We start from the raw sequence: 18,776 nt of genomic DNA, 5'->3' as shown, positions 1-18,776 counted from the left end.
CGTGGACCGCACACCCCGGGCCGGCGGTCGCCCACCACGACCACCCTCGTGCGCCTCTTGTCCGCTCTTGCGCCCGGTGTAGGGAGCGCACGAGCGCCGACAAGGCGCATGAGCGACGGATCTGGGCCAACGGGCTCGTTGGTCAGGGCTCGAGCGCGAAGAAGGCGCTGATCGCCAGCGAGAGCGACCAGGGGTCCTCCATCCCGGCCAGCTCACGAGCCGAGTGCATCGACAGCAGCGGCACCCCGACGTCGATGGTGGCGATCCCGAGCCGGGTGGCGGTCAACGGGCCGATCGTGGAACCGCAGGGCAGCGCGTTGTTGGAGACGAACTCCTGCGTCGGTACGCCGGCCCGGCGACAGGCCCGTCGCCACAGGGCGGCCCCGGCCGCGTCGGTGGCGTAACGCTGGTTGGCGTTGAGCTTGAGCAGCGGCCCACCGTTGAGCACCGGCAGGTTCGCAGGGTCGTGCCGTCCCGGGTAGTTGGGGTGCACGGCGTGACCCGCATCGGCCGACAGGCACACCGAGCCGGCGAGCGACTGGTGCCTCTGGTCGGCCGAAGCGCCCAGGCTCCCCAGGATCCGGCTGACGACGTCGGCCAGCAGCGGACCGGCGGCGCCGGAGCGGGTCGCGCTACCTACCTCCTCGTGGTCGAAGGCGGCGACCAGCTCGATCCGTTCGCTGCCCGGCGAGGCGACCAGAGCGGTCAGGGCGGCGTGCACGCTGCTGAGGTTGTCCAGCCGGCCAGCGGCGAAGAACTCACCGTGTCCTCCAAAGACAGCAGGGAGGGCGCTGTCGAACGCGACCAGGTCGTAGCCGTCGATCTCGTTGCGGGTACAGCCGGCGACGTCGGCCAGGTGGTCGAGGATGCTGGCCCCCCGGTGTCCGACGCTCCACACGGGAGCGGTGTGCTGCTGCGGGTCGAGCTTGAGCCCGTCGGCGTTGACCCCGCGGTCCAGGTGGATCGCGAGCTGGGGGATCCGCATGATGGCGCCCGTCCGGACCAGCGGGGTGCTGCCGTCGGTCAGGGCCAGCCGGCCGGCGAGGCCGAGCTCACGGTCGAGCCAGGAGTTGAGCAGCGGCCCGCCGTAGACCTCGACCCCCAGCTGCTGCCAGCCGAAGCCGCCGACGTCGGGGCGCGGCTTGAGCTTGAAGGTCGGGGAGTCGGTGTGCGCACCCACGATCCGGAACGGGATGGTCGGTCCGGCCCCCGCCGGGACCCGCCAGGCCAGCAGAGCCCCGTCGCGGACGACGTAGTGGCCGCCCGGGCTGGGGTCCCACGGCTCGCGCTCGTCCTGGGCGGCGAAACCGGCCGTCGCCAGCCGCCGCGCACCCTCGGCGGCGGCGTGGAAGCTGCTCGGCGAGGCCGAGACGAAGGCGCCGAGGTCGGCGGCGTGGTCGGTCGCGGTCATGGCCCTCACGCTATCGCCGGTGCGGCCTCCCGCTTTTTGTCAGTGGTCTCGAGCAGGATCGAACACATGGACGGGTTGGGCGTGGGTGCGTTGGTGTGTGGGCTGGTGCTGGGGCTGCTGATCGGGGTGGCCGCGGCGCTGGTGATCGCGCGGTCGCGGCGCGAGGTGCTGGCGGCCACCGACCGGACCGAGGTGGCGCAGCTGCGGGCCGAGCTGGCGAACGCCCACACCGCCACGGCGACCGCGCGGGGTGAGGCCGAGCGGTTCCGGGCCGAGACCGCCCAGGTGCGAGGCGAGCTCGAGCACGCCCGCGCCAACCAGGCCGACACCCGCGCCGACACCGCCGACCAGCTCGCGCTGGCCCGCACCGACGCGGCGAACGCTCGCACCGAGGCGGCGACCGCGCAAGCCGAGGCGGCGGAAGTCTCGGCTGCGGTCGCCAAGGTGACGGCAGAGCGCGATGCCGCCCGCCAACGCGCCACCGAGATCGAGGCCGACCGCGAGGCGATGCTCAACCACTTCAAGGTGCTGTCGGCTGAGACGCTCGAGCGCCAGGGCCGGACGGCCGACGCTTCGGCGGAGCAGCGGCTCAAGGCGACCGAACAGCTGATGCTGCCGGTACGCCAGAGCCTCGATCGCTTCAACGACCGGCTGACCGAGGTCGAGAAGGAACGGGTGGCGATCTCGACCGACCTCAAGGCGCAGGTGCAGAGTGTCCAGCTCACCGGTGAGACGCTGCGGCGCGAGACAAGCGCGCTGATCACGGCCCTGCGCAAGCCGCAGGTGCGCGGCGCGTGGGGCGAGACCCAGCTCAAGCGGGTGGCGGAGCTCGCCGGGATGGTCGAGCGCTGCGACTTCGACCTGCAGCAGACCACCCGGGCCGACGACCGGACGCTGCGGCCCGACATGCGGGTCAACCTGGCCCAGGGCAAGCACATCTTCGTCGACTCCAAGGTGCCGCTGAGCTCGTTCCTCGAGGCGGCGGAGACCGACGACCCGGAGGTGAAGGCCGAGGCGTTGGCCCGGTACGGCCGGCACGTCCGCACGCACGTCGACCAGCTGTCGTCCAAGCAGTACTGGAAGGCCGCCGAGACGCCGGAGTTCGTGGTGCTGTTCCTGCCGAACGAGATGTTCTTCGCCACCGCGCTCGACCAGGTGCCCGACCTCTACGACTACGCCGCGCAGCGCGACGTGGTGCTGGCCACGCCGACGACGCTGATCGGCATGCTGCGGGCGGTCGCGTACGGCTGGAAGCAGGCGGCGCTGGCCGAGAGCGCCGCCGAGGTGTTCAAGCTGGGCCGCGACCTGCACGAGCGGCTGGGGCTGATGGGCAACCGCTTCGACAAGCTCGGCCGTGCGCTGCGGACGTCGGTCAACGCCTACAACGAGACGATCGCCACTGTGGAGGGCACGGTGCTGGTCCAGGCCCGGAAGTTCCGCGACCTCAAGGTCAGCGAGAAGGAGCTCGAGTCGCTGACGCCGGTGCACGAGCCGGTCAGGCAGATCCAGGCGGTAGAGCTCGTCGAGGACGCCGTCCAGGTCGAACCGCTGGTGGGCCGCAGCAAGAAGCGTCGGCTGGCGATCCCGGAGGCGGCTGAGCTGGTCCGTCCCGAACCCGACCTGCTCGAGCTGGTCGAGTCGACCGTCCCCGACCAGAACGTCCCTGGCGAGGACGAGCGACAAGGTCGCGCGATGACTTGACTCAGCGATCGGAGAGGCGACGCCGGGTCCGGGCCAGGACCGCGGCACCGGCCGCGACGGCCAGCAGCCCGAGGACCAGGACGCCCGGGGCTGGGCCGCCGGTCGCCGCCAGCCGCTGAAGGTCAGCGCGCGCGGAGCCCCCGGTCGCGCTGGCCCGGGTGGGCTGGGCCCCAGCGGCAGCCTTCGGGGCGTTCGCCACGGGAGCACTTGGGACCCCGGTCACCGGTCGGCTGAGCCGTGCGGTCGCCACCACGTCGTCTGCGGTGCGGGACGGGTCGCCGTACGGCGGGTCCGCGCGCGCAGCCCCGTGCAGCACCAGCCGGCCGCGACGGGCCTCGGCCGCCGAGACGGTGTGCCAACCACGGCAGGTCTGGCTGTTCCCGGGAGCGAAGGCCGCGACCACGGGTCGGCAGTGGAGCCGAACCGATCCCGAGGCCGACGCGCGGACGTCGGTCAGCGTGGTGTTGCCGGTGTTCTCGAGCCGTAGGACGACCGGCAACCGACTGCCGCGACGTAGCTGAGCCGGTCCGGCCGCGAGCGTCAGCGCGAGCCGGGGGCGCTGCACCGCGCCGACGCTGACCGACCCCACCGCCAGCACGTCGTCGCTGTCGTCGTCGGCCTCGCCGCCCGGGCCCTCCCCGCGAGCCACGGCGCCCAGCTCGAGGCCGCCGAAGTCGAGGTCGGCCTGAGTCACCCGCAGGGTCGCCCTGCACCGCATGGTTGCCGTGGGCGCCAGATCGGTCGGCTGCGCCGGGTCACACCGCACCGGGCCGACCCCCGCGTCGGGATCGCTCACCCGTACGTCGGTCAGTGGCAGCGTGCCCGTGTTTCGCACCTCATAGCTCACGGTCAGCGGCTGGCCAACTCGGCTGACTGACGTCGGCGACACTGTGGTGGTCATCGCCAGCCGAGGAAGTGCGCTCGCGTCGCGGTCGAACCTCACCGGGTAGTCCTCGACCTCTCCGGGACCAGAGGACCCGGTCGGCTGCTCGACCTGGGCGGCGCTGGCGCCGATCCGGAACCGGGCGTAGCTGGACCCGGCGGTCTTAGGTCGAACGACCCACCACAAGGTGGCGGAGGTCGCTCCCGCGTCGAGGTCGAGACAGGACCGCTCGGCAGTCTCGAAGGTCTGGTCGCGGTCGACGTCGATCCAGCCGCAGAGGCGTGCCGGAGCCGCGCTGGCCGTCACCGCGACGACCGCGGCGACGCGCTGCTTCCGGCCAACCGCCGACGCCGGCAGTGGGCCCGTGCCGTCGTCGCCGCTGTCCGTCCGCGCGGTACCGGGACCACCGCCGCCGCCCTCGGCGTCGCTGTCCGCGGTCACCTGAGGGCCGAGCCGGAGGTGACCGAGCGCGGCGCGGGCCGGGCCGTCCGAGGCGTCGTCGTAGGCGGCCGGAGCGTCACCGTAGTCGTAGCCGACGGCAGCCGCCGGACCGGCGCCCAGCACGTTCACCGCCGCCGCCAGCACGACGGCGACCACGGTCAGGCCGGAGCGAACAGGTGCTGGCATGCTTCGGCTCCCTCAGCGCCCCCGAGCGGGCCGACTCGCGTGCGAGCCTAGCCGCCCCGAGGCGTCAACCGCGCCAGCCGTGGCCGGTTGCGGAGCTTTCCGCTCAGTCGCCGGCGACGCTACGGCGAAGGTCGCGCCGGAGCTCCGGTGGCAGCGCGAAGACCAGGGACTCCTCGGTCAGCCGCTCTTCCTGAGCGGCCGGGAAGCCGTGCTGGACGAGCAGGTCCAGGACGCCCTGCACCAGGTCCTCCGGCACCGAGGCGCCGCTGGTGACGCCGACGGTCTCGACGCCGACGAACCAGGCGGGGTCGACCTCGCCGGCGTTGTCGACCCGGTAGGCCGTCCGGGCCCCGGACTCGAGCGCGACCTCCACGAGCCGGACAGAGTTGGAGGAGTTGGCCGAGCCGACCACGATCACCAGGTCGCTGCGGACGGCGATCTGCTTGATCGCCAGCTGACGGTTGGAGGTGGCGTAGCAGATGTCGTCGCTCGGCGGGTCCATCAGCAGGGGGAACTTCTCCCGCAGCCGGTGCACGGTCTGCAGCGTCTCGTCGACGCTCAAGGTGGTCTGGCTCAGCCAGGCGACCCGGGTGGGGTCGCGCAGCTCGACCCCGGCGACGTCCTCGGGTGACTGCACGAGCGTGATCTGGTCGGGGGCCTCCCCGGTGGTGCCCTCGACCTCTTCGTGGCCGGCGTGGCCGATGAGCAGGATCTCCAGCCCCTCACGGGCGAAGCGCCGGGCCTCGTGGTGAACCTTGGTCACCAGCGGGCAGGTGGCGTCGATGGCTTTGAGGCCGCGCTCGGCCGCCTCGGTGTGGACCGCCGGGGACACCCCGTGGGCGGAGAAGACGACGGTGGCGCCGAGCGGCATCTCGTCCAGCTCCTCGACGAAGATCGCTCCCCGCGCCTGCAGGTCTTCCACCACGTGGCGGTTGTGCACGATCTGCTTGCGCACGTAGACGGGTGCCCCGTACGTGTCGAGCGCCTTCTCGACCGTGATGACCGCACGGTCGACCCCGGCGCAGTAGCCGCGCGGAGCGGCGAGCAGCACCTGTCGGCTGCCGCTAGACGGCTCGGTGGCAGGGCTGATGGTCTCAGTCATGTCCCCAGTCTAGGTTCCGTACACGGCGGTCACGTTGCCGTTGATCGTCGACCCCGACCGTTACGCTCGGGCCGTGCCCCTGGAGTCCTCGCCGGAGAACCCCCAGCCCCTGCGCCGGGTGGTGCACCTCGTCCGGGGCTGGATCGAACGGCTCGGCGCGGTCTGGGTCGAGGCTCAGCTGATCGAGATCAACCGGCGCTCCGGCAGCCGTACGGTCTTCCTCACGCTGCGGGACCGGATCTCGGAGGTGTCGGTGTCGGTGACGGTCTCCCCCGCCACGCTCGACGCGGCCGGTCCCCTGACCGAGGGCGCGACCGTGGTGGCCCGGCTGAAGCCCTCCTACTACGAGGCCTCGGGACGCTTCTCCTTCTTCTGCGACGTCATCACCCCGGTCGGTGAGGGTCAGCTGTTGGCCCGGCTGGAGCAGACCAAGCGGCTGCTGCAGGCCGAAGGGCTGTTCGACCGCACCCGCAAGCTGCCGCTGCCGTTCCTGCCGCGCGTGGTCGGCCTGGTCACCGGCGCCGGCAGCGCCGCCGAGCGCGACGTGGTCGAGAACGCCCGCCGACGCTGGCCCGCGGTCCGGATCGAGACCCGCTACGCCCTCGTCCAGGGCCCGCAGGCCGGAGAACAGCTGATCATCGCGCTCGAGGCGTTGGACCGGATGGCCGAGGTGGACGTGATCGTCCTCGCGCGGGGCGGGGGCTCGCTGGAGGACCTGCTGCCTTTCTCCGACGAGGGTCTGGTGCGGGCGGTCGCGGCCTGTCGGACGCCGGTGGTCAGCGCCATCGGCCACGAGACCGACACCCCGATCCTCGACCTGGTCGCCGACTACCGGGCCTCGACCCCGACGGACGCGGCCAAGCGGGTCGTGCCCGACGTCGTCGAGGAGCTGGCCCGGCTGACCCAGGCCCGGAGCAGGCTCGCCCAGGCGATCACCACCCAGCTGCACCGGCGCCAGGAACAGCTGGACGGCCTGCGCTCCCGCCCGGTGCTGACCGACCCGACGGCCTCGTTCGCGGTCCGTCACGAGCAGGTCGCCACGCTGCGGCACCGGGGTGAACGGGCCGTCAGCGGCCGGCTCGAGCGGGAACGGGTCGGTATCGAGCACCAGCTGGCGCGGGTCCGGGCCATGTCGCCCAAGGCGACGCTGGAACGCGGCTACTCGATCTTGGTGGGCCCCGACGGGCACGCGGTCACCTCGGTGACCGAGATCGACGAGGGCGACGACCTGCTCGCCTACCTGGTGGACGGTCAGCTGGTCCTGGAAGCCCGCGAGCAGCGACCGGCGAGCTGGCCGACCGCAGGAGGAACACGATGACCGAGCCCGGTACGGCCGCCGACCTGACGTACGAGCAGGCTCGCGACGAGCTGGTGCAAGTGGTGCAGCGGTTGGAGTCCGGCGGCGTCCCGCTGGAGGAGTCGCTGGCCTTGTGGGAGCGCGGTGAGCTGTTGGCCGCGGTCTGCCAGCAGCGGCTGGACGGCGCCCGCGCGAAGGTCGACGCCGCCCGCCCGAAGCCCGCTCCCCCAGACTGACGTGTCAGCGTGGATGGTCGCTTGGACGACCGTCGACGCTGACACGTCGGGGAAGGTGCGCGAGGGGTCAGGCGACGAAGCGGCGGTAGTCGACCGGCGCCAGCCCGATCTCGCGCCGGAAGTGCTCGCGCAGCACCACGGCAGGGTAGCCCACCGGGGCCGCGGCAGGAATCTTGCGACGCGGAACGCGCGAGCCAGCGCGGACGGCTCCCGCAGGCCTCAGCCGGCCGGGGCGAGGGTCGCGGCGTAGGACTCCAGGTCGGCGTAGGGCAGGTCGCCGACGACGATGGTCGTCACCTTGGCCGAGGGCAGCACGAGGGACCGTGTCCGCTCGTCGGAGCTGATCAGGCGCTGCCACACCTGGGTGCCGACGGTGCTCTGCCCGTCGGGCAGCCCTTTGCGGGTGCGGTCGACGATCAGGTCTTCTCCCCTCAGGTCGCCCTGGTCGAGCTCGACGTAGACGTCTTGTCCGGTCAGGAAGCCGAGCTGCCACAGCTTGCGCACGGACGGTTCGCCAGCGAGGCCAGGCTGACCGGTGGTCAGCCAGGTGGCCCGGGTGGCCCGCCAGTCCTTCGGCACCGACGTGGGCGCCAGCACCTCGAACGGGGCCTGTTGCCGCGCCTGGGCCAGGACCGGCCGGTAGTCCACCACCAGCACCGCAGGGGACTCCGGCGAGCGGGTGAAGAACCAGGTGATGATCACGAGCGGGATCAGGATCACCGCCAGCGACCGGACCAGGTCGCCCATCGACGACGGTTTCTTGGAGCGTGCCACGGGTCCATCCTCACAGACCGACCCAATGACGGACTGATCACAGTCCGTCGTCGCGACCCTGAGGTCAGCGGACGCTGTCGCTGCTGCCCGGCGTGGCCGTCTGGTCGGGCCCGTCACCCCGCGGCTCGGCGATCGTCCGGTGCACCTCAGCCTTGAGCTTGTCCGGTAGCACCTTGGCCGCCAGCTCTTGGGCCTTCGTGCCCAATGAGGCCGCGACGACCCGGTCCTTGCCCCGCTGCAGCGCGTCGTACCCCTGACGGGCCACGGCGGCCGGGTCGTCCTTCGGACCCTGCCCCACGAGCGTGTCGTCCATCCCGGCCCGGGGGAAGAAATTGGTGTCCGTCGGTCCGGGCATCAGCGACGTGATGGTCACGGCGGAGTCCTTCAGCTCGCTCTGCAGCGCCTCGGTCAGCGACTGCACGAAGGACTTTGAGGCGTTGTAGACCGCCTGGAAGGCTCCGGGCAGCGTCGACGCGATGGAGGAGGTGAGCAGCAGCCGGCCGGCGTCGCGCTCCACCATGTCGGCGAGCAGCAGCCGGGTCAGGAGCATCGTCGAGGTCACGTTCAGCTGGACGACCTGCAGCAGGGCGTCGACATCGGTGTCCACGAACGCCCCGCCCTGGCCGACGCCGGCGTTGACCGCGGCCGCGTCGACCGCACGCCCGGTCGCGATCACCGCCTCGTAGCAGGTCTGCACGCCCTCGACCGAGGAGAGGTCCACCTGCATGACGTGCACCTCGACCCCCGCAGCCCGCACCCGGGCCGCGGCCGTCGCCAACCCCTCGTCCTCGGCACAGAGCAGCAGGTCATAGCCGTCGGCGGCGAAGAGCAGGGCCAGCTCGAGCCCGATGCCGCTGGAGGCTCCGGTGACCACGGCGAACGGTGAGTCAGTCATGTCCTTCTCTTCCCGGTTGCTGGGCCGACAGACCCGTCACGGGGTCGGCATGCCGCCGTTGACGTTGAGGGTCTCCCCGGTCACGTAGCTCGACTCCGCTGACGCGAGGAACACGTACGCGGGCGCGAGCTCGGCCGGCTGACCGGCACGGCCGAGCGGGGTGTTCTCACCGAAGGTCGGGAGCGCCTCGGTGGGCTGACCGCCGGCGGTCTGCAGCGGCGTCCAGATTGGTCCGGGCGCGACGACGTTGACCCGGATGCCCTTGGGGGCGAGCTGCTGCGCGAGCGCCTTGGAGAAGGTGTTGATGGTGGCCTTGGTCGAGGCGTAGTCGACCAGGGTCTCCGAGGGCGAGTACGCCTGGATCGAGGAGGTGTTGATGATCGTCGAGCCGGGCCTCAGGTGCGGCAGCGCGGCCTTGGTGATCCAGAACATCGCGTAGACGTTGGTCTTGAACGTCTCGTCGAACTGCTCGTCGCTGATGTCGGCCAGCGACTCGACGCTCTGCTGCTTGCCTGCGTTGTTGACCAGGATGTCCAGCCCGCCCAGACCCTCGACCGCCTGTGCGACCAGGTCGCGGCAGTAGGCCGGGTCCTTCAGGTCGCCGGGCAGGGTCAGCGCCTTCTGGCCGGCGGCGGTGATGAGGCCGGCGATCCGGACCGCATCCTCTTCCTCCTCGGGCAGGTAGGAGATGGCGACGTCCGCGCCTTCACGGGCGAAGGCGATCGCCGTCGCCGCGCCGATGCCGGAGTCGCCACCGGTGATCAGGGCCTTGCGCCCGATCAGCCGGCCGAGGCCGCGGTAGGTGTCCTCGCCGAGGTCGGCCTTGGCCTTGAGGTCGGCGTCCAGACCCGGTCCGTCCTGGCTCTGAGCGGTCGTGGTGATGTCGCTGTAGAGCGTCGTCGGGTCAGTCAACGTGTACTGGTCGGTCATGACTTCTCCTTGGGGTGGGGCGGTCGCTGGTTCCAGCGTCGGGCCGACGAGCGGCCGAGCACCGTGATGGCCCTGACCAGCGCGGACGGCAGTGGCTTGAGACCCTGCTCGACCTGGTATCCCTGGACGGTGCTGGTGGCCTCCGGCGGGGGGCCGGCCGGCAGCAGCCGGGCGAAGACGCCGAGCAAGGCTGCGGTCGTCGAGGGCGCCAGACCGTTGACCCGCGCGCCGATCTTGGTCAACAGGCTGAGGAGCACGTACGCGCGACCGGCGAGCACCCCGTCGACGATCCGGACAGCAGCACGCTCGGGGTTCATGGCGATCCCCGGCAGGGTCGCCGACGGCGCGAACCAGGCGTACTCGGCACCTTGGTTGCCGGTGAACTCGGCGCGCAGGTGGGATCCGGTCCGCATCAGCCCGGGGGCGACGGTGGTGACCTTGACCCCGGTACCGGCCAGCTCCGAGCGCAGACCGGCCGTGAAGCCGACGGCGCCGAACTTGGCGGTGCTGTACGGCAGCAGGTGCGGGACGGGCACGAGTCCGCCGATGGAGGTGATGACGCCGATCCGGCCGGAGCCGCGGCGTCTCATCGGGCCGACAACGGCGAGCGCGACGTTGATCGGACCCCACAGCATGACCGAGATGGCCTCGTCGAAATGGTCCCGGGTCAAGGAGGCCAACGGCCCCACCTGGATCACGCCGGCGACGACCACGGCGACCTCGATCGGTCCGTCCTGGGTCTCGATCGCGGTCACGAGCTCGTCGACCTCGTCGGCGTCGCTGACGTCGCAGACCGCGGTCCGGACGCTCAGGCCCTCGGCGGTCAGCTGGACGCGAGCGGCGTCGAGCTCCTCCGCCGAGCGGGCACAGATGACCAGTCGGTGACCACGACGCCCCAGCTCCCGGGCGATCAACAACCCCAGGCCCCGCGACGCCCCGGCCACGAAAGCCAGAGGCGCGGTGGGGCCCGGGGTCGGTGAGATCATCGTCTGGTCGATTCCTGTGGTCAGGAGGTCGCCGTGTCCTGGACGTTGCTCTTGGCCTGCTGAGCCTGTCCTTGGACGTCGGAGGCCGCCGAGGCCCCCTCGCTGGTGACGGTCTCCTTGGCCTGCTGAGCCTGGCCCTTGACGTCGGCGGCCGCGGTGGTGCCCTCGTCCTTGACCGTGGTCACGGCGTCGGTCGCGGTCTCCTTGACCTGCAGGGCCGCCAGCTGGGCCGGCTCCTTGAGGTTGGACGCGACCTCCTTGGCGGCGTCGGTGAGGCCGGCCTTGAGCGGCTCCGCCTTCTCCTTGACCGTCACGGCCAGGTCCTTCTCCTTGGTGCTGGCCGGGATCAGCGAGCTGATCAGCAGACCGGCGCCGAAGGCGACCAGGCCCGCGGCGAGCGGGTTGCCTTGGGTCCGCCGCTTGGCCAGCGCCGGAGCGTCAGCGACGGTGCCCTGCGCCGAGGCGAGGGCACCCTGAGCCGACGACACGGCACCCGACGCGCGGTCGGAGACGGTGCCGGCCACGTCGGACGCGGTGCCGGAGGCGTTGGCCTGCGTACCGTGCAGCTTGTCGGTTGCGTCGTGGACCTTGTCGGTCACGACATCCTTGGCCTCGTCGACCGTCCCCATGATGCGTTCCTTGATGCCGACGCCCTTGTCCTTGACCTTGTCGACCTGACGCTTGGCGATGTTCTTCGGGTTGGCCTGGTCGGCCAGCGCGTCGACGTCGTTGCTCAGGTTCGCGCGGGTCCGCTCGATCTCAGCGCGGATCTCTTCGGGGCTGCTGCTGCTCACAGGTTCTTCTCCTCTTGGCCTTTGAGTGCGTTCGGGATCTTGCCGAGGGTGTCGGTGGTCTGCGGCACGCCGCGGATCTTCTTGAGCTCGCCCCGGCCGACGACAGCGAGGATGGCGGCGATGATCGCCCAGACGAGAGCGACGACCAGCGCCGACTTGCCGTAGCCGATGGCGCCGCCGAGGCCGACCCACAGAGCCTGGGACAGGAACAGCAGCACGAAGAAGCCACCGAGAGCGGCCCCGACGAGCATGCCGATGCCCTTGCCGGCGTTGGCAGCGGACTGGCTGACCTCGGCCTTGGCCAGGGCCACCTCCTGCCGCATCAGGGTGCTGAGGTCTCGGGTGACGTTGCCGAGCCGCTCACCGATCGACGGCTCGTCCGGGGTGTAGCGCTCGGGCTCCACCGACGAGGATCCGGTGTAGGGAGTCGTCATCGGGTGATGTCACCCCGGCCGGGCTCGGTGTAGGTGACGGTGTCGTCGTAGGCGACGGTCGGCTCGTAGCCGACGGTCGGCGCCTCGGCGTAGGTCGGCGCGTCCGTCGGGTAGGTCGTCGGCGCCGGGGTGGCGTAGCTGCCAGCCTCGTAGCCACCGGCGGTGTCGTAACCCGACGCGTAGGTCGAGGTTGTCAGCGCCGGGGTCTCGGCGGCGACCTTGGTGTCGTGGGCCTCCGAGGCGAGGCTGCGGCTCAGTCGGCCGACGACGACGCCAGCCAGCGCGGCGCTGGTCAGGAAGACCACCGGGCGGCGACGAGCGAAGTTGCGCAGGTCCTCGAGCAGGTCGCCGGGCTCGCTGTTCTCGAGCCGGTGGGCGAGCTCGCCCACGGTGCGCGAACCTTGCTTGGCGAGGTCGCTCAGCGGGCCGGGCTTGTCGGCGCTCGAACCCATGGAGCCCAGCTCCTCGGCGAAGGAGTGCACGAGGGTGCTCAGGCGCTGCTGCTGGGTGCCGACCTGGCTGCTCAGCTCGGTACGGCCCTGGTCCAGCAGGTCCTTGACCTGGGTGGAGGCCTCAGCGGTGACGGCGGCGGCCTGCTCCTTGGCCACTCCGGCCACCTGCTGGCCCTTGTCGACCGCCGTGTCCTTGAGGTCGGCGGCCTGCTCCTTGGCCACTCCGGCCACCTGCTGGCCCTTGTCGACCGCCGTGTTCTTCAGGTCGGCGGCCTCGGTTTTGGCGGCGCCAGCGGTCTGCTGGGCGGTCTCCTTGGCGGAGTCGGCGGTGCTCGTCTCGACCGGGGCGTAGAGCTCCTCGGTGGCGGTGCTGCCGACAAGCGGGTCGGTCACCGGCTCGGCGAACTGTCCGTAGGGAGCAGCTGGGTCAAAAGCGGTCCGGTCGGCCGTCGTGGGCGATTCGGTGATCTCCCACTCGCCCGTCTGAGGATCCTGGCCCCCGTTGGAGGGGAGGTACGGCGACTGAGTCACGTGATCTCCAATCGATCTAGTACGTGGTGCCGCGGTCGCGCGACATCCCTCTCACCTTACCCAAGCGCTTTACGACGTAAACCACCCTGGAGGGTGAATCTGCTGGAGCCCTTGTCTGTTGCCTATGAACGCCGACGAGAGCCTCCCCTCGGGTGCTCGACCGCTCGGAGGGGCGGGTGGATCTGGCCTCCCGTGCCGAAAAGCGCGGCGCTACAGTACCCAGCGGGCCGAGCCGCAAAACCTTCGTGGCCGACCTCGTGCGGAACTGGCCGACGAGCAGGCTATCGTCAGCATCAGCCGGTCGAGCAGTCTGCCGAATTTCCTCGAGGAAGCTCAGGTGACCGCATGCCCAGCTCCAGTTCTGTCCGGTCCAGTCCTGCCCGGACCTCCCCCGTCGCTGCTGCCCCGCACGTGGCCGCCGTCCCTGACCTCGACCCCGCGCCTGAGCTGGCCGACCTGTCGTCGGTGGTCGAGCCGACGGAACCGAACGCGCAGCTGCGCCGGGAGCGCTCAGCCCAGATCACCGCCCAGCTACTGGTGGCCGACCCGGCCGACGGGGCCGAGCTGCGACGGCGCCTCGTGCTCCTGCACCTCGACGCTGCCGAGTCGGTGGCCCGCCACTACGGCCGCCGCGGCCAGGACCACCAAGACCTCGTTCAGGTCGCCCGGCTGGGACTGGTGGAAGCCAGCATCCGCTACGACCCGTCGCTCGGCTCGTTCCTCGGCTTCGCGCTGCCGACGATGATGGGCGTCATCCGTCGGCACTTCCGCGACCGCGCCTGGTCGGTCAAGCCGCCCCGCTGCATCCAGGAGAACGCCGCGGTCATCGCCCGAGCCCGGGAGGACCTGACCCAGGAGCTGCTCCGCTGGCCGACGGTCGGCGAGCTGGCCTCGCACCTCTCTCTCACCGAGGACGAGGTCCGGGCCGCGCGTCAGGTGGACGGCTGCTTTCAGGCGTCGTCGCTGGACGCGCCCGTCGGTCAGCGGGCCGAGTCGCTGGGCGAAAGCCTGTCGGAGGTCGAGACCCGGTACGACCTGGTCGAGACCTCGCTGACGCTGGAACCCGCGTACCGTCAGCTGAGCGAGCGTGACCGTCGACTCGTCTACCTCCGCTTCTACTCCGAGCTCAGCCAGCGCGAGATCGCGAACGAGTTCGGCGTGAGCCAGATGCAGATCTCCCGGTGGCTGGTGCGGGTGCTGCGCTCGCTGCGGGAGTACCTCGGTGAGGACGAGAGCAGCTCGATCGCCAGCTGAACGGGACCGGCACGATTGCGGGCATGAGCGAACCCGGGTTCACGGCGTCGAGCGTCCCCGGCCTGAGGGTGCTCGCGACGGGCGCCTCGCCCCGCGGCGACCTGCTGCTGCGGAGCCGCCGAACCGATGCCGGCGAGGTGACGGAGCTGATCGTGAACGGCGTGTTCGCCATGGACAGTGTCGACACCTCCAGTGAGCGGGCCCTGGCCGCACGCGTGCCCCCAGCCGCACGCCGGGTCCTGGTCGGCGGCCTCGGGCTCGGCTACACCACGGCGGCGCTGCTGGGTCGTGATGACCTGCGGCTCGACCGGGTCGACGTGATTGAGCTCGAGCCGCTGCTGGTCGACTGGGCCTATGACGGCTTGACGCCGGTCCTGGCTACGGTGGCGGCCGACCCTCGGGTTCGGCTCGTCGTTGCCGACGTGGCCGTCGTCCTGGCTGGTCGCGCGGAACCGTCGGCCTCCTGGGACGCGATCCTGCTCGACGTCGACAACGGACCCGACTTCTTGATCCACGACGCCAACGCCGCCCTCTACGGTGCCGACCTGTTGCAGGCGGCGTACGGCCGGCTCCGCCCTGGCGGCGTGCTGGCGATCTGGTGCCAGGGACCGGCTCGGCAGCTGCTGGCCACCCTCGATGCCCTCGGCCCCGCCGAGGAGCACCGGTATCGGGTGACGCGCGGGGAGCGGTCGTGGGAGTACGCCGTCTACACCGTCAGCCGGCCGCACCCGGGCCTCGGGCAGAATGACGGCCATGGCTGACGACTTCCGGATCGAGCACGACACCATGGGCGACGTGCGGGTCCCCGCGGCCGCGCTGTGGCAGGCACAGACCCAGCGGGCGGTGGAGAACTTCCCGATCTCCGGCGTGCCTGTCGACCCGGCCCTGATTGCGGCCCTCGGCCTGATCAAGGGGGCTGCCGCCCAGACCAACGCGCAGCTCGGAGTGCTCTCGGCCGAGCGGGCCGACGCGATCAGCGGCGCGGCAGCCGCGGTCGCGGCCGGCGAACACGACGGCGAGTTCCCGATCGACGTCTTCCAGACCGGCTCGGGCACCTCCAGCAACATGAACGCCAACGAGGTGATCGCCTCCCTGGCCACCGGGGCCCTCGGCGAGACCGTGCACCCGAACGACCACGTCAACGCGTCCCAGTCGAGCAACGATGTGTTCCCCAGTGCGATCCATATCGCGGCGACCCAGAGCCTCGTCGACGTCCTCGTGCCCGCCCTCTCCCACCTCGAGCGCTCGCTGGCCCGCAAGGCGGAGGAGTTCGCGACGGTCGTCAAGAGCGGCCGCACGCACCTGATGGACGCGACCCCGGTGACGCTGGGTCAAGAGTTCGGCGGCTACGCGGCCCAGATCCGTTACGGCGTCGAACGCGTCCAGGCGACGGTGCCCCGCGTGGCGGAGCTGCCGCTGGGCGGCACGGCCGTCGGGACCGGCATCAACACCCCGGCCGGCTTCGCCCCCTCCGTGATCGCGATCATCGCCGAGCAGACGGGCTTGCCGCTCACCGAGGCCCGCAACCACTTCGAGGCCCAGGGCGCCCGGGACGCGCTCGTCGAGGCCTCCGGGGCGCTGCGCACGATTGCCGTCAGCCTGAACAAGATCGCCAACGACCTGCGCTGGATGGGCTCCGGTCCGCGGGCGGGGCTCGGCGAGATCGCACTGCCCGACCTGCAGCCGGGCTCCTCGATCATGCCGGGCAAGGTCAATCCGGTGATCTGCGAAGCCACCGTGATGGTGTCCGCGCAGGTGATCGGGAACGACGCGGCCGTGGCCTTCGCCGGCGCAGCGGGGTCGTTCGAGCTCAACGTGATGCTGCCGGTGATGGCCCGCAACGTGCTGGAGTCGATCCGGCTGATCGCCAACGTGAGCCGGCTGCTGGCCGACCGCTGCGTGGACGGCATCACCGCCAACGTCGAGCACTGCCGGAGCCTGGCCGAGTCCTCCCCCTCGATCGTCACCCCGCTCAACCGGTACCTCGGATACGAGAACGCTGCTGCCGTGGCCAAGAAGGCACTGAAGGAAGGCCTCACGATCCGCGAGGTCGTGGTCAACTCCGGCTACCTCGCCGACGGCACGGTGACCGAGGACCAGCTCGACGCCGCCCTCGACGTCTTGGCGATGACCCGCCCGCCGGTCTGACCTGCCGGGTCAGGCGTCGACGGCCGGGTCGGAGATGTTCGCCATCCACTCGATGCCGAACTTGTCGGTCACCGACCCGTACCGGTCGCCCCACATCTGCTTCTTCAGCGCCACGGTGATGGTGCCTCCCTCGGCGAGGGCCGCGAAGTAGCCGGTCAGGTCCTCGACGTCGTCACCGGTGATGGCGATCGTGATGCTGGAACCCTCGTGGAGCGGCATCTGCTCGGGGGTGTCCGACACCATCAGGGTGAACCCCTTCGGCGTGGTCAGCTGACCGTGCATGACCTGGTCGGGCGGCATCCCCTCCATCCCGAACTCGCCGAAGGTGGAGACGCTGAGCTCACCGCCGAAGACACTGCGGTAGAAGTCCAGGGCCTCGCGCGCCTGGCCACGAAAGTTGAGGTACGGGTTGAGCAGGGACGACATGACGAGCTCCTCTCGGTGGCCGGCCCCGCGCCGGCTCTGCCCATCTTGACCGGGACCACCGACAGAACTCATCGCCCTCGACCGAGCTGGCACGAAGATCGCCGGAGCAAGCACAGAGTCCAGCCTCGGATGAGCTCGGTGAGGATAGGCGGGTGACGAGTGAGGTGGTGGGCGTGGACACGGGCCGGCGATCCGGGACGCGGGGCTGGCCGCGGGGGGCGGGCCTGCTGGTCGGTGCCGGTCCCGCTGTGCTCGGCCTGCTGCCGTGGCTGGTGACCGGGCTCCGGCTGCCGATCCAGAACCTGTGGGCCACCGAGACACTCCCGGAGCAGATGCCGCGGGCGCTGTTGCCCTTCAGCCAGTACGCCCTGACGCTCATCATCGCCGTCATCGTGACGGGTGCCGCAGCAGCGGGGCTGTGCACCCGAGCCGCTCGACGGCGACTCCCCCGCCGGAGCGTCCTCGCGGTGCTGAGCGGTGTCCTGGTCGTCCAGCTCGGCGCCCTGGTGCAGACCGCCGTGGTGGTCCAGGCGGGCCTCGCCGGCGGGTTCGAGTCCGCGATCTACATCGCGGTCCTCGTGGCGGTGACCGTGACGTCGGTCGTGGTCGGCGTACTGACGCTGGCTCTGATCGCCGCCGGCCCACCGGCGGCAGCCGTGGTCGGCATGAGCGTCGGCGCCGTCGCCCTGGCGCCGTGGCTGAGCAGACTGATCGTGCCGCTGGCCACCGTCGCCCCGACGCCGTCGGCCCTCCAGCTGCTCGCCGCAGCGCGATGGGTCCCGGCCGTCCTGGTCGGCGTGGTGATCGCGTGGGCAGGACTACGCACCCTCAGGCGAGCCCTGGCCGGCGCTACGGGTCTGCTGCTGCTGTGGGTCGTCCCCGCGCTGACGACCGCGATCGCGGCCTCGGCCGGAACTCGGGTGCTCGCCCGTAGGCCGGCGGAGATGGCGCAGTTCGCCGGACAGGTCTTCAGCCAGGCCCTGACGACACCGGCCCTGGCGCTACCGCCACTCCTGGTCGCGCTCGTCGTCGCCGCGGTCGGAATACTCGGCCGGTTCCTCCGACGCCGTGGGCGGGATCAGTCGGTCAGTACCAGCCGTGGGAGTCCTTGAAGCTCCAGGCCTCACAAGGACTGCCGTAGCGGCTGTTCATGTACTGGACGGCCCAGGTGATCTGGGTCGCGGGGTTGGTGCGCCAGTCCTCGGCCACCGAAGCCATCTTCGAACCGGGCAGAGCCTGGGGGATGCCGTACGCGCCCGAGCTGGGGTTCGTCGCGGAGACGTTCCAGTTGCTCTCGCGGATGATGATGTTGTTGAAGCAGCTGTACTGGTCGTCGCCGTAGCCGAACTTGTTCTTCAGGATCTGGCGGGCCATCTCGCGCGGCTCGGTCACGCCGTCCTCGTAGCCTCGTGCGGCGATCGCTGCGTCGGCGGCGGCCTGGGCGGCGTCCGCGCGAGCCTTGGCCGCAGCCGCCTCCTTCTTGGCCGCCGCAGCCTTGGCCTTCGCGGCCGCCTTGACCTTGGTCCGCTGCTCGGAGATGGACCGGCTCTGCTCCTCCAGCGCGGCGGCGCGCTGGGCGGCCTGGGTGGCGGCAGCCACCAGCTTGGCCCGGGCCTGGATGCGCGACTGCTCGGCCTCGCGGGCCACCCGCTCGGCCTCGATGTCCTCAGCGGTGGGCGTCCCGGGGTTGACGCTCGCACTCACCACGGTGACCGGAACCGCGACCGCGGCGGTCTGGGCCGCTGGACTGCCAAGGCCCGCCACGGCAACACTCACCACGACGGCGGTGAAGCCCACGCCGACGGCGGTATGTTGAACGAGACGACGCACGTAGTGAAGCCTGCCACACCTCCGTTACCAAAACGCGATCTTCACCAGAACCTGAGTCAACGGTG

At 71.2% G+C, this 18,776-nt stretch carries 19 protein-coding genes; 7 read left to right on the top strand and 12 right to left on the bottom strand.

The annotated features are described in order from the left end of the window. Positions 1–142 precede the first annotated feature (142 nt). Entirely contained in the window at positions 143–1,411 is a 1,269-nt protein-coding gene (locus ACFE76_RS03760; protein WP_375430403.1) for a M18 family aminopeptidase, read from the bottom strand. A 66-nt stretch (positions 1,412–1,477) separates the two neighbouring features. Here ACFE76_RS03760 and rmuC point away from each other — a divergent pair, with 66 nt between their 5' ends. Further along, complete coding sequence (gene rmuC, locus ACFE76_RS03755) at positions 1,478–3,112, top strand: DNA recombination protein RmuC (RefSeq protein WP_375430402.1); 1,635 nt, start codon at positions 1,478–1,480, stop codon at positions 3,110–3,112. A gap of 1 nt (position 3,113) precedes the next feature. On the opposite strand, the gene ACFE76_RS03750 is transcribed toward rmuC, so the two are convergent. Then, positions 3,114–4,622: a GEVED domain-containing protein gene (locus ACFE76_RS03750; protein WP_375430401.1), complete on the bottom strand. Its 1,509-nt coding sequence runs from the start codon at positions 4,620–4,622 to the stop codon at positions 3,114–3,116. Between the two features lie 103 nt (positions 4,623–4,725). Continuing rightward, positions 4,726–5,724 carry a 4-hydroxy-3-methylbut-2-enyl diphosphate reductase gene (locus ACFE76_RS03745; RefSeq protein WP_375430400.1) on the bottom strand — a complete coding sequence of 333 codons (999 nt, stop codon included), beginning with the start codon at positions 5,722–5,724 and terminating at the stop codon, positions 4,726–4,728. Positions 5,725–5,797: 73 nt separating this feature from the next. Here ACFE76_RS03745 and xseA point away from each other — a divergent pair, with 73 nt between their 5' ends. Then, complete coding sequence (gene xseA / locus ACFE76_RS03740; protein WP_375430399.1) at positions 5,798–7,042, top strand: exodeoxyribonuclease VII large subunit; 1,245 nt, start codon at positions 5,798–5,800, stop codon at positions 7,040–7,042. Then, the gene (locus ACFE76_RS03735) at positions 7,039–7,257 is read left to right on the top strand and encodes an exodeoxyribonuclease VII small subunit (protein ID WP_375430398.1); all 219 of its coding nucleotides are present in this window, start codon (positions 7,039–7,041) and stop codon (positions 7,255–7,257) included. The genes xseA and ACFE76_RS03735 overlap by 4 nt, the downstream gene beginning before the upstream one ends. A 219-nt stretch (positions 7,258–7,476) precedes the next feature. Here the strand turns inward: ACFE76_RS03735 and ACFE76_RS03730 are convergent, their stop codons facing one another. The 7 genes from ACFE76_RS03730 to ACFE76_RS03700 form a co-directional block, all read right to left on the bottom strand. Further along, positions 7,477–8,031 carry a DUF4245 domain-containing protein gene (locus ACFE76_RS03730; protein ID WP_375430397.1) on the bottom strand — a complete coding sequence of 185 codons (555 nt, stop codon included), beginning with the start codon at positions 8,029–8,031 and terminating at the stop codon, positions 7,477–7,479. Between the two features lie 64 nt (positions 8,032–8,095). Beyond that, a complete protein-coding gene (locus tag ACFE76_RS03725) occupies positions 8,096–8,926 on the bottom strand; it encodes an SDR family NAD(P)-dependent oxidoreductase (RefSeq protein WP_375430396.1) in 831 nt (276 codons plus the stop codon). 36 nt (positions 8,927–8,962) lie between these two features. After that, positions 8,963–9,856: a glucose 1-dehydrogenase gene (locus ACFE76_RS03720; RefSeq protein WP_375430395.1), complete on the bottom strand. Its 894-nt coding sequence runs from the start codon at positions 9,854–9,856 to the stop codon at positions 8,963–8,965. Then, positions 9,853–10,842, bottom strand: coding sequence for an SDR family NAD(P)-dependent oxidoreductase (locus ACFE76_RS03715; RefSeq protein WP_375430394.1), 990 nt, complete (start codon positions 10,840–10,842; stop codon positions 9,853–9,855). Before ACFE76_RS03715 ends, ACFE76_RS03720 begins: the two co-directional genes overlap by 4 nt. Before the next feature lie 20 nt (positions 10,843–10,862). Continuing rightward, entirely contained in the window at positions 10,863–11,636 is a 774-nt protein-coding gene (locus ACFE76_RS03710; RefSeq protein ID WP_375430393.1) for a DUF3618 domain-containing protein, read from the bottom strand. Further along, on the bottom strand, positions 11,633–12,070 hold the full coding sequence (locus ACFE76_RS03705; RefSeq protein ID WP_375430392.1) for a phage holin family protein: 438 nt from the start codon (positions 12,068–12,070) through the stop codon (positions 11,633–11,635). Before ACFE76_RS03705 ends, ACFE76_RS03710 begins: the two co-directional genes overlap by 4 nt. Next, positions 12,067–12,915 carry a hypothetical protein gene (locus tag ACFE76_RS03700; protein WP_375430391.1) on the bottom strand — a complete coding sequence of 283 codons (849 nt, stop codon included), beginning with the start codon at positions 12,913–12,915 and terminating at the stop codon, positions 12,067–12,069. The genes ACFE76_RS03705 and ACFE76_RS03700 overlap by 4 nt, the downstream gene beginning before the upstream one ends. 483 nt (positions 12,916–13,398) lie before the next feature. On the opposite strand from ACFE76_RS03700, the gene ACFE76_RS03695 reads away from it, so the two are divergent. The 3 genes from ACFE76_RS03695 to ACFE76_RS03685 are packed head-to-tail and all read left to right on the top strand — an operon-like array spanning position 13,399 to position 16,455. Beyond that, complete coding sequence (locus ACFE76_RS03695; protein WP_375430390.1) at positions 13,399–14,307, top strand: sigma-70 family RNA polymerase sigma factor; 909 nt, start codon at positions 13,399–13,401, stop codon at positions 14,305–14,307. Positions 14,308–14,330: 23 nt separating this feature from the next. Further along, positions 14,331–15,068, top strand: a complete 738-nt coding sequence (locus tag ACFE76_RS03690; RefSeq protein ID WP_375430389.1) for a hypothetical protein — start codon at positions 14,331–14,333, stop codon at positions 15,066–15,068. Further along, positions 15,052–16,455 carry a class II fumarate hydratase gene (locus ACFE76_RS03685; protein WP_375430388.1) on the top strand — a complete coding sequence of 468 codons (1,404 nt, stop codon included), beginning with the start codon at positions 15,052–15,054 and terminating at the stop codon, positions 16,453–16,455. Before ACFE76_RS03690 ends, ACFE76_RS03685 begins: the two co-directional genes overlap by 17 nt. Positions 16,456–16,464: 9 nt before the next feature. Here ACFE76_RS03685 and ACFE76_RS03680 read toward each other — a convergent pair whose 3' ends face one another. Continuing rightward, positions 16,465–16,881 (bottom strand): VOC family protein, encoded by a 417-nt coding sequence (locus ACFE76_RS03680; RefSeq protein ID WP_375430387.1) that lies wholly within the window; start codon positions 16,879–16,881, stop codon positions 16,465–16,467. A gap of 152 nt (positions 16,882–17,033) precedes the next feature. Between ACFE76_RS03680 and ACFE76_RS03675 the strand changes: the two genes are divergently transcribed. Continuing rightward, positions 17,034–17,993 carry a hypothetical protein gene (locus ACFE76_RS03675; RefSeq protein ID WP_375430386.1) on the top strand — a complete coding sequence of 320 codons (960 nt, stop codon included), beginning with the start codon at positions 17,034–17,036 and terminating at the stop codon, positions 17,991–17,993. Here ACFE76_RS03675 and ACFE76_RS03670 read toward each other — a convergent pair. Further along, the gene (locus tag ACFE76_RS03670) at positions 17,968–18,711 is read right to left on the bottom strand and encodes a transglycosylase SLT domain-containing protein (RefSeq protein WP_375430385.1); all 744 of its coding nucleotides are present in this window, start codon (positions 18,709–18,711) and stop codon (positions 17,968–17,970) included. The two genes, ACFE76_RS03675 and ACFE76_RS03670, sit on opposite strands and share 26 nt — an antisense overlap. Between the last annotated feature and the right edge of the window lie 65 nt (positions 18,712–18,776).

The organism is uncultured Friedmanniella sp., from assembly GCF_964244005.1.
GTDB lineage: Bacteria > Actinomycetota > Actinomycetes > Propionibacteriales > Propionibacteriaceae > Microlunatus.
Note: the sequence above shows the minus strand (reverse complement) of the source record. Positions and strands in the feature narration are given on the sequence as shown.

What these genes read in the sequence shown, in the direction of transcription:
- rmuC (WP_375430402.1), top strand. Translation starts at nt 1,478, where the DNA reads ATGGACGGGTTGGGCGTGGGTGCGTTGGTGTGTGGGCTGGTGCTGGGG.
- ACFE76_RS03690 (WP_375430389.1), top strand. Translation starts at nt 14,331, where the DNA reads ATGAGCGAACCCGGGTTCACGGCGTCGAGCGTCCCCGGCCTGAGGGTG.
- ACFE76_RS03725 (WP_375430396.1), bottom strand. Translation starts at nt 8,926, where the DNA reads ATGACTGACTCACCGTTCGCCGTGGTCACCGGAGCCTCCAGCGGCATC.
- ACFE76_RS03745 (WP_375430400.1), bottom strand. Translation starts at nt 5,724, where the DNA reads ATGACTGAGACCATCAGCCCTGCCACCGAGCCGTCTAGCGGCAGCCGA.
- ACFE76_RS03715 (WP_375430394.1), bottom strand. Translation starts at nt 10,842, where the DNA reads ATGATCTCACCGACCCCGGGCCCCACCGCGCCTCTGGCTTTCGTGGCC.
- ACFE76_RS03680 (WP_375430387.1), bottom strand. Translation starts at nt 16,881, where the DNA reads ATGTCGTCCCTGCTCAACCCGTACCTCAACTTTCGTGGCCAGGCGCGC.
- ACFE76_RS03695 (WP_375430390.1), top strand. Translation starts at nt 13,399, where the DNA reads ATGCCCAGCTCCAGTTCTGTCCGGTCCAGTCCTGCCCGGACCTCCCCC.
- ACFE76_RS03735 (WP_375430398.1), top strand. Translation starts at nt 7,039, where the DNA reads ATGACCGAGCCCGGTACGGCCGCCGACCTGACGTACGAGCAGGCTCGC.
- ACFE76_RS03750 (WP_375430401.1), bottom strand. Translation starts at nt 4,622, where the DNA reads ATGCCAGCACCTGTTCGCTCCGGCCTGACCGTGGTCGCCGTCGTGCTG.
- ACFE76_RS03720 (WP_375430395.1), bottom strand. Translation starts at nt 9,856, where the DNA reads ATGACCGACCAGTACACGTTGACTGACCCGACGACGCTCTACAGCGAC.
- ACFE76_RS03705 (WP_375430392.1), bottom strand. Translation starts at nt 12,070, where the DNA reads ATGACGACTCCCTACACCGGATCCTCGTCGGTGGAGCCCGAGCGCTAC.
- ACFE76_RS03685 (WP_375430388.1), top strand. Translation starts at nt 15,052, where the DNA reads ATGACGGCCATGGCTGACGACTTCCGGATCGAGCACGACACCATGGGC.
- ACFE76_RS03760 (WP_375430403.1), bottom strand. Translation starts at nt 1,411, where the DNA reads ATGACCGCGACCGACCACGCCGCCGACCTCGGCGCCTTCGTCTCGGCC.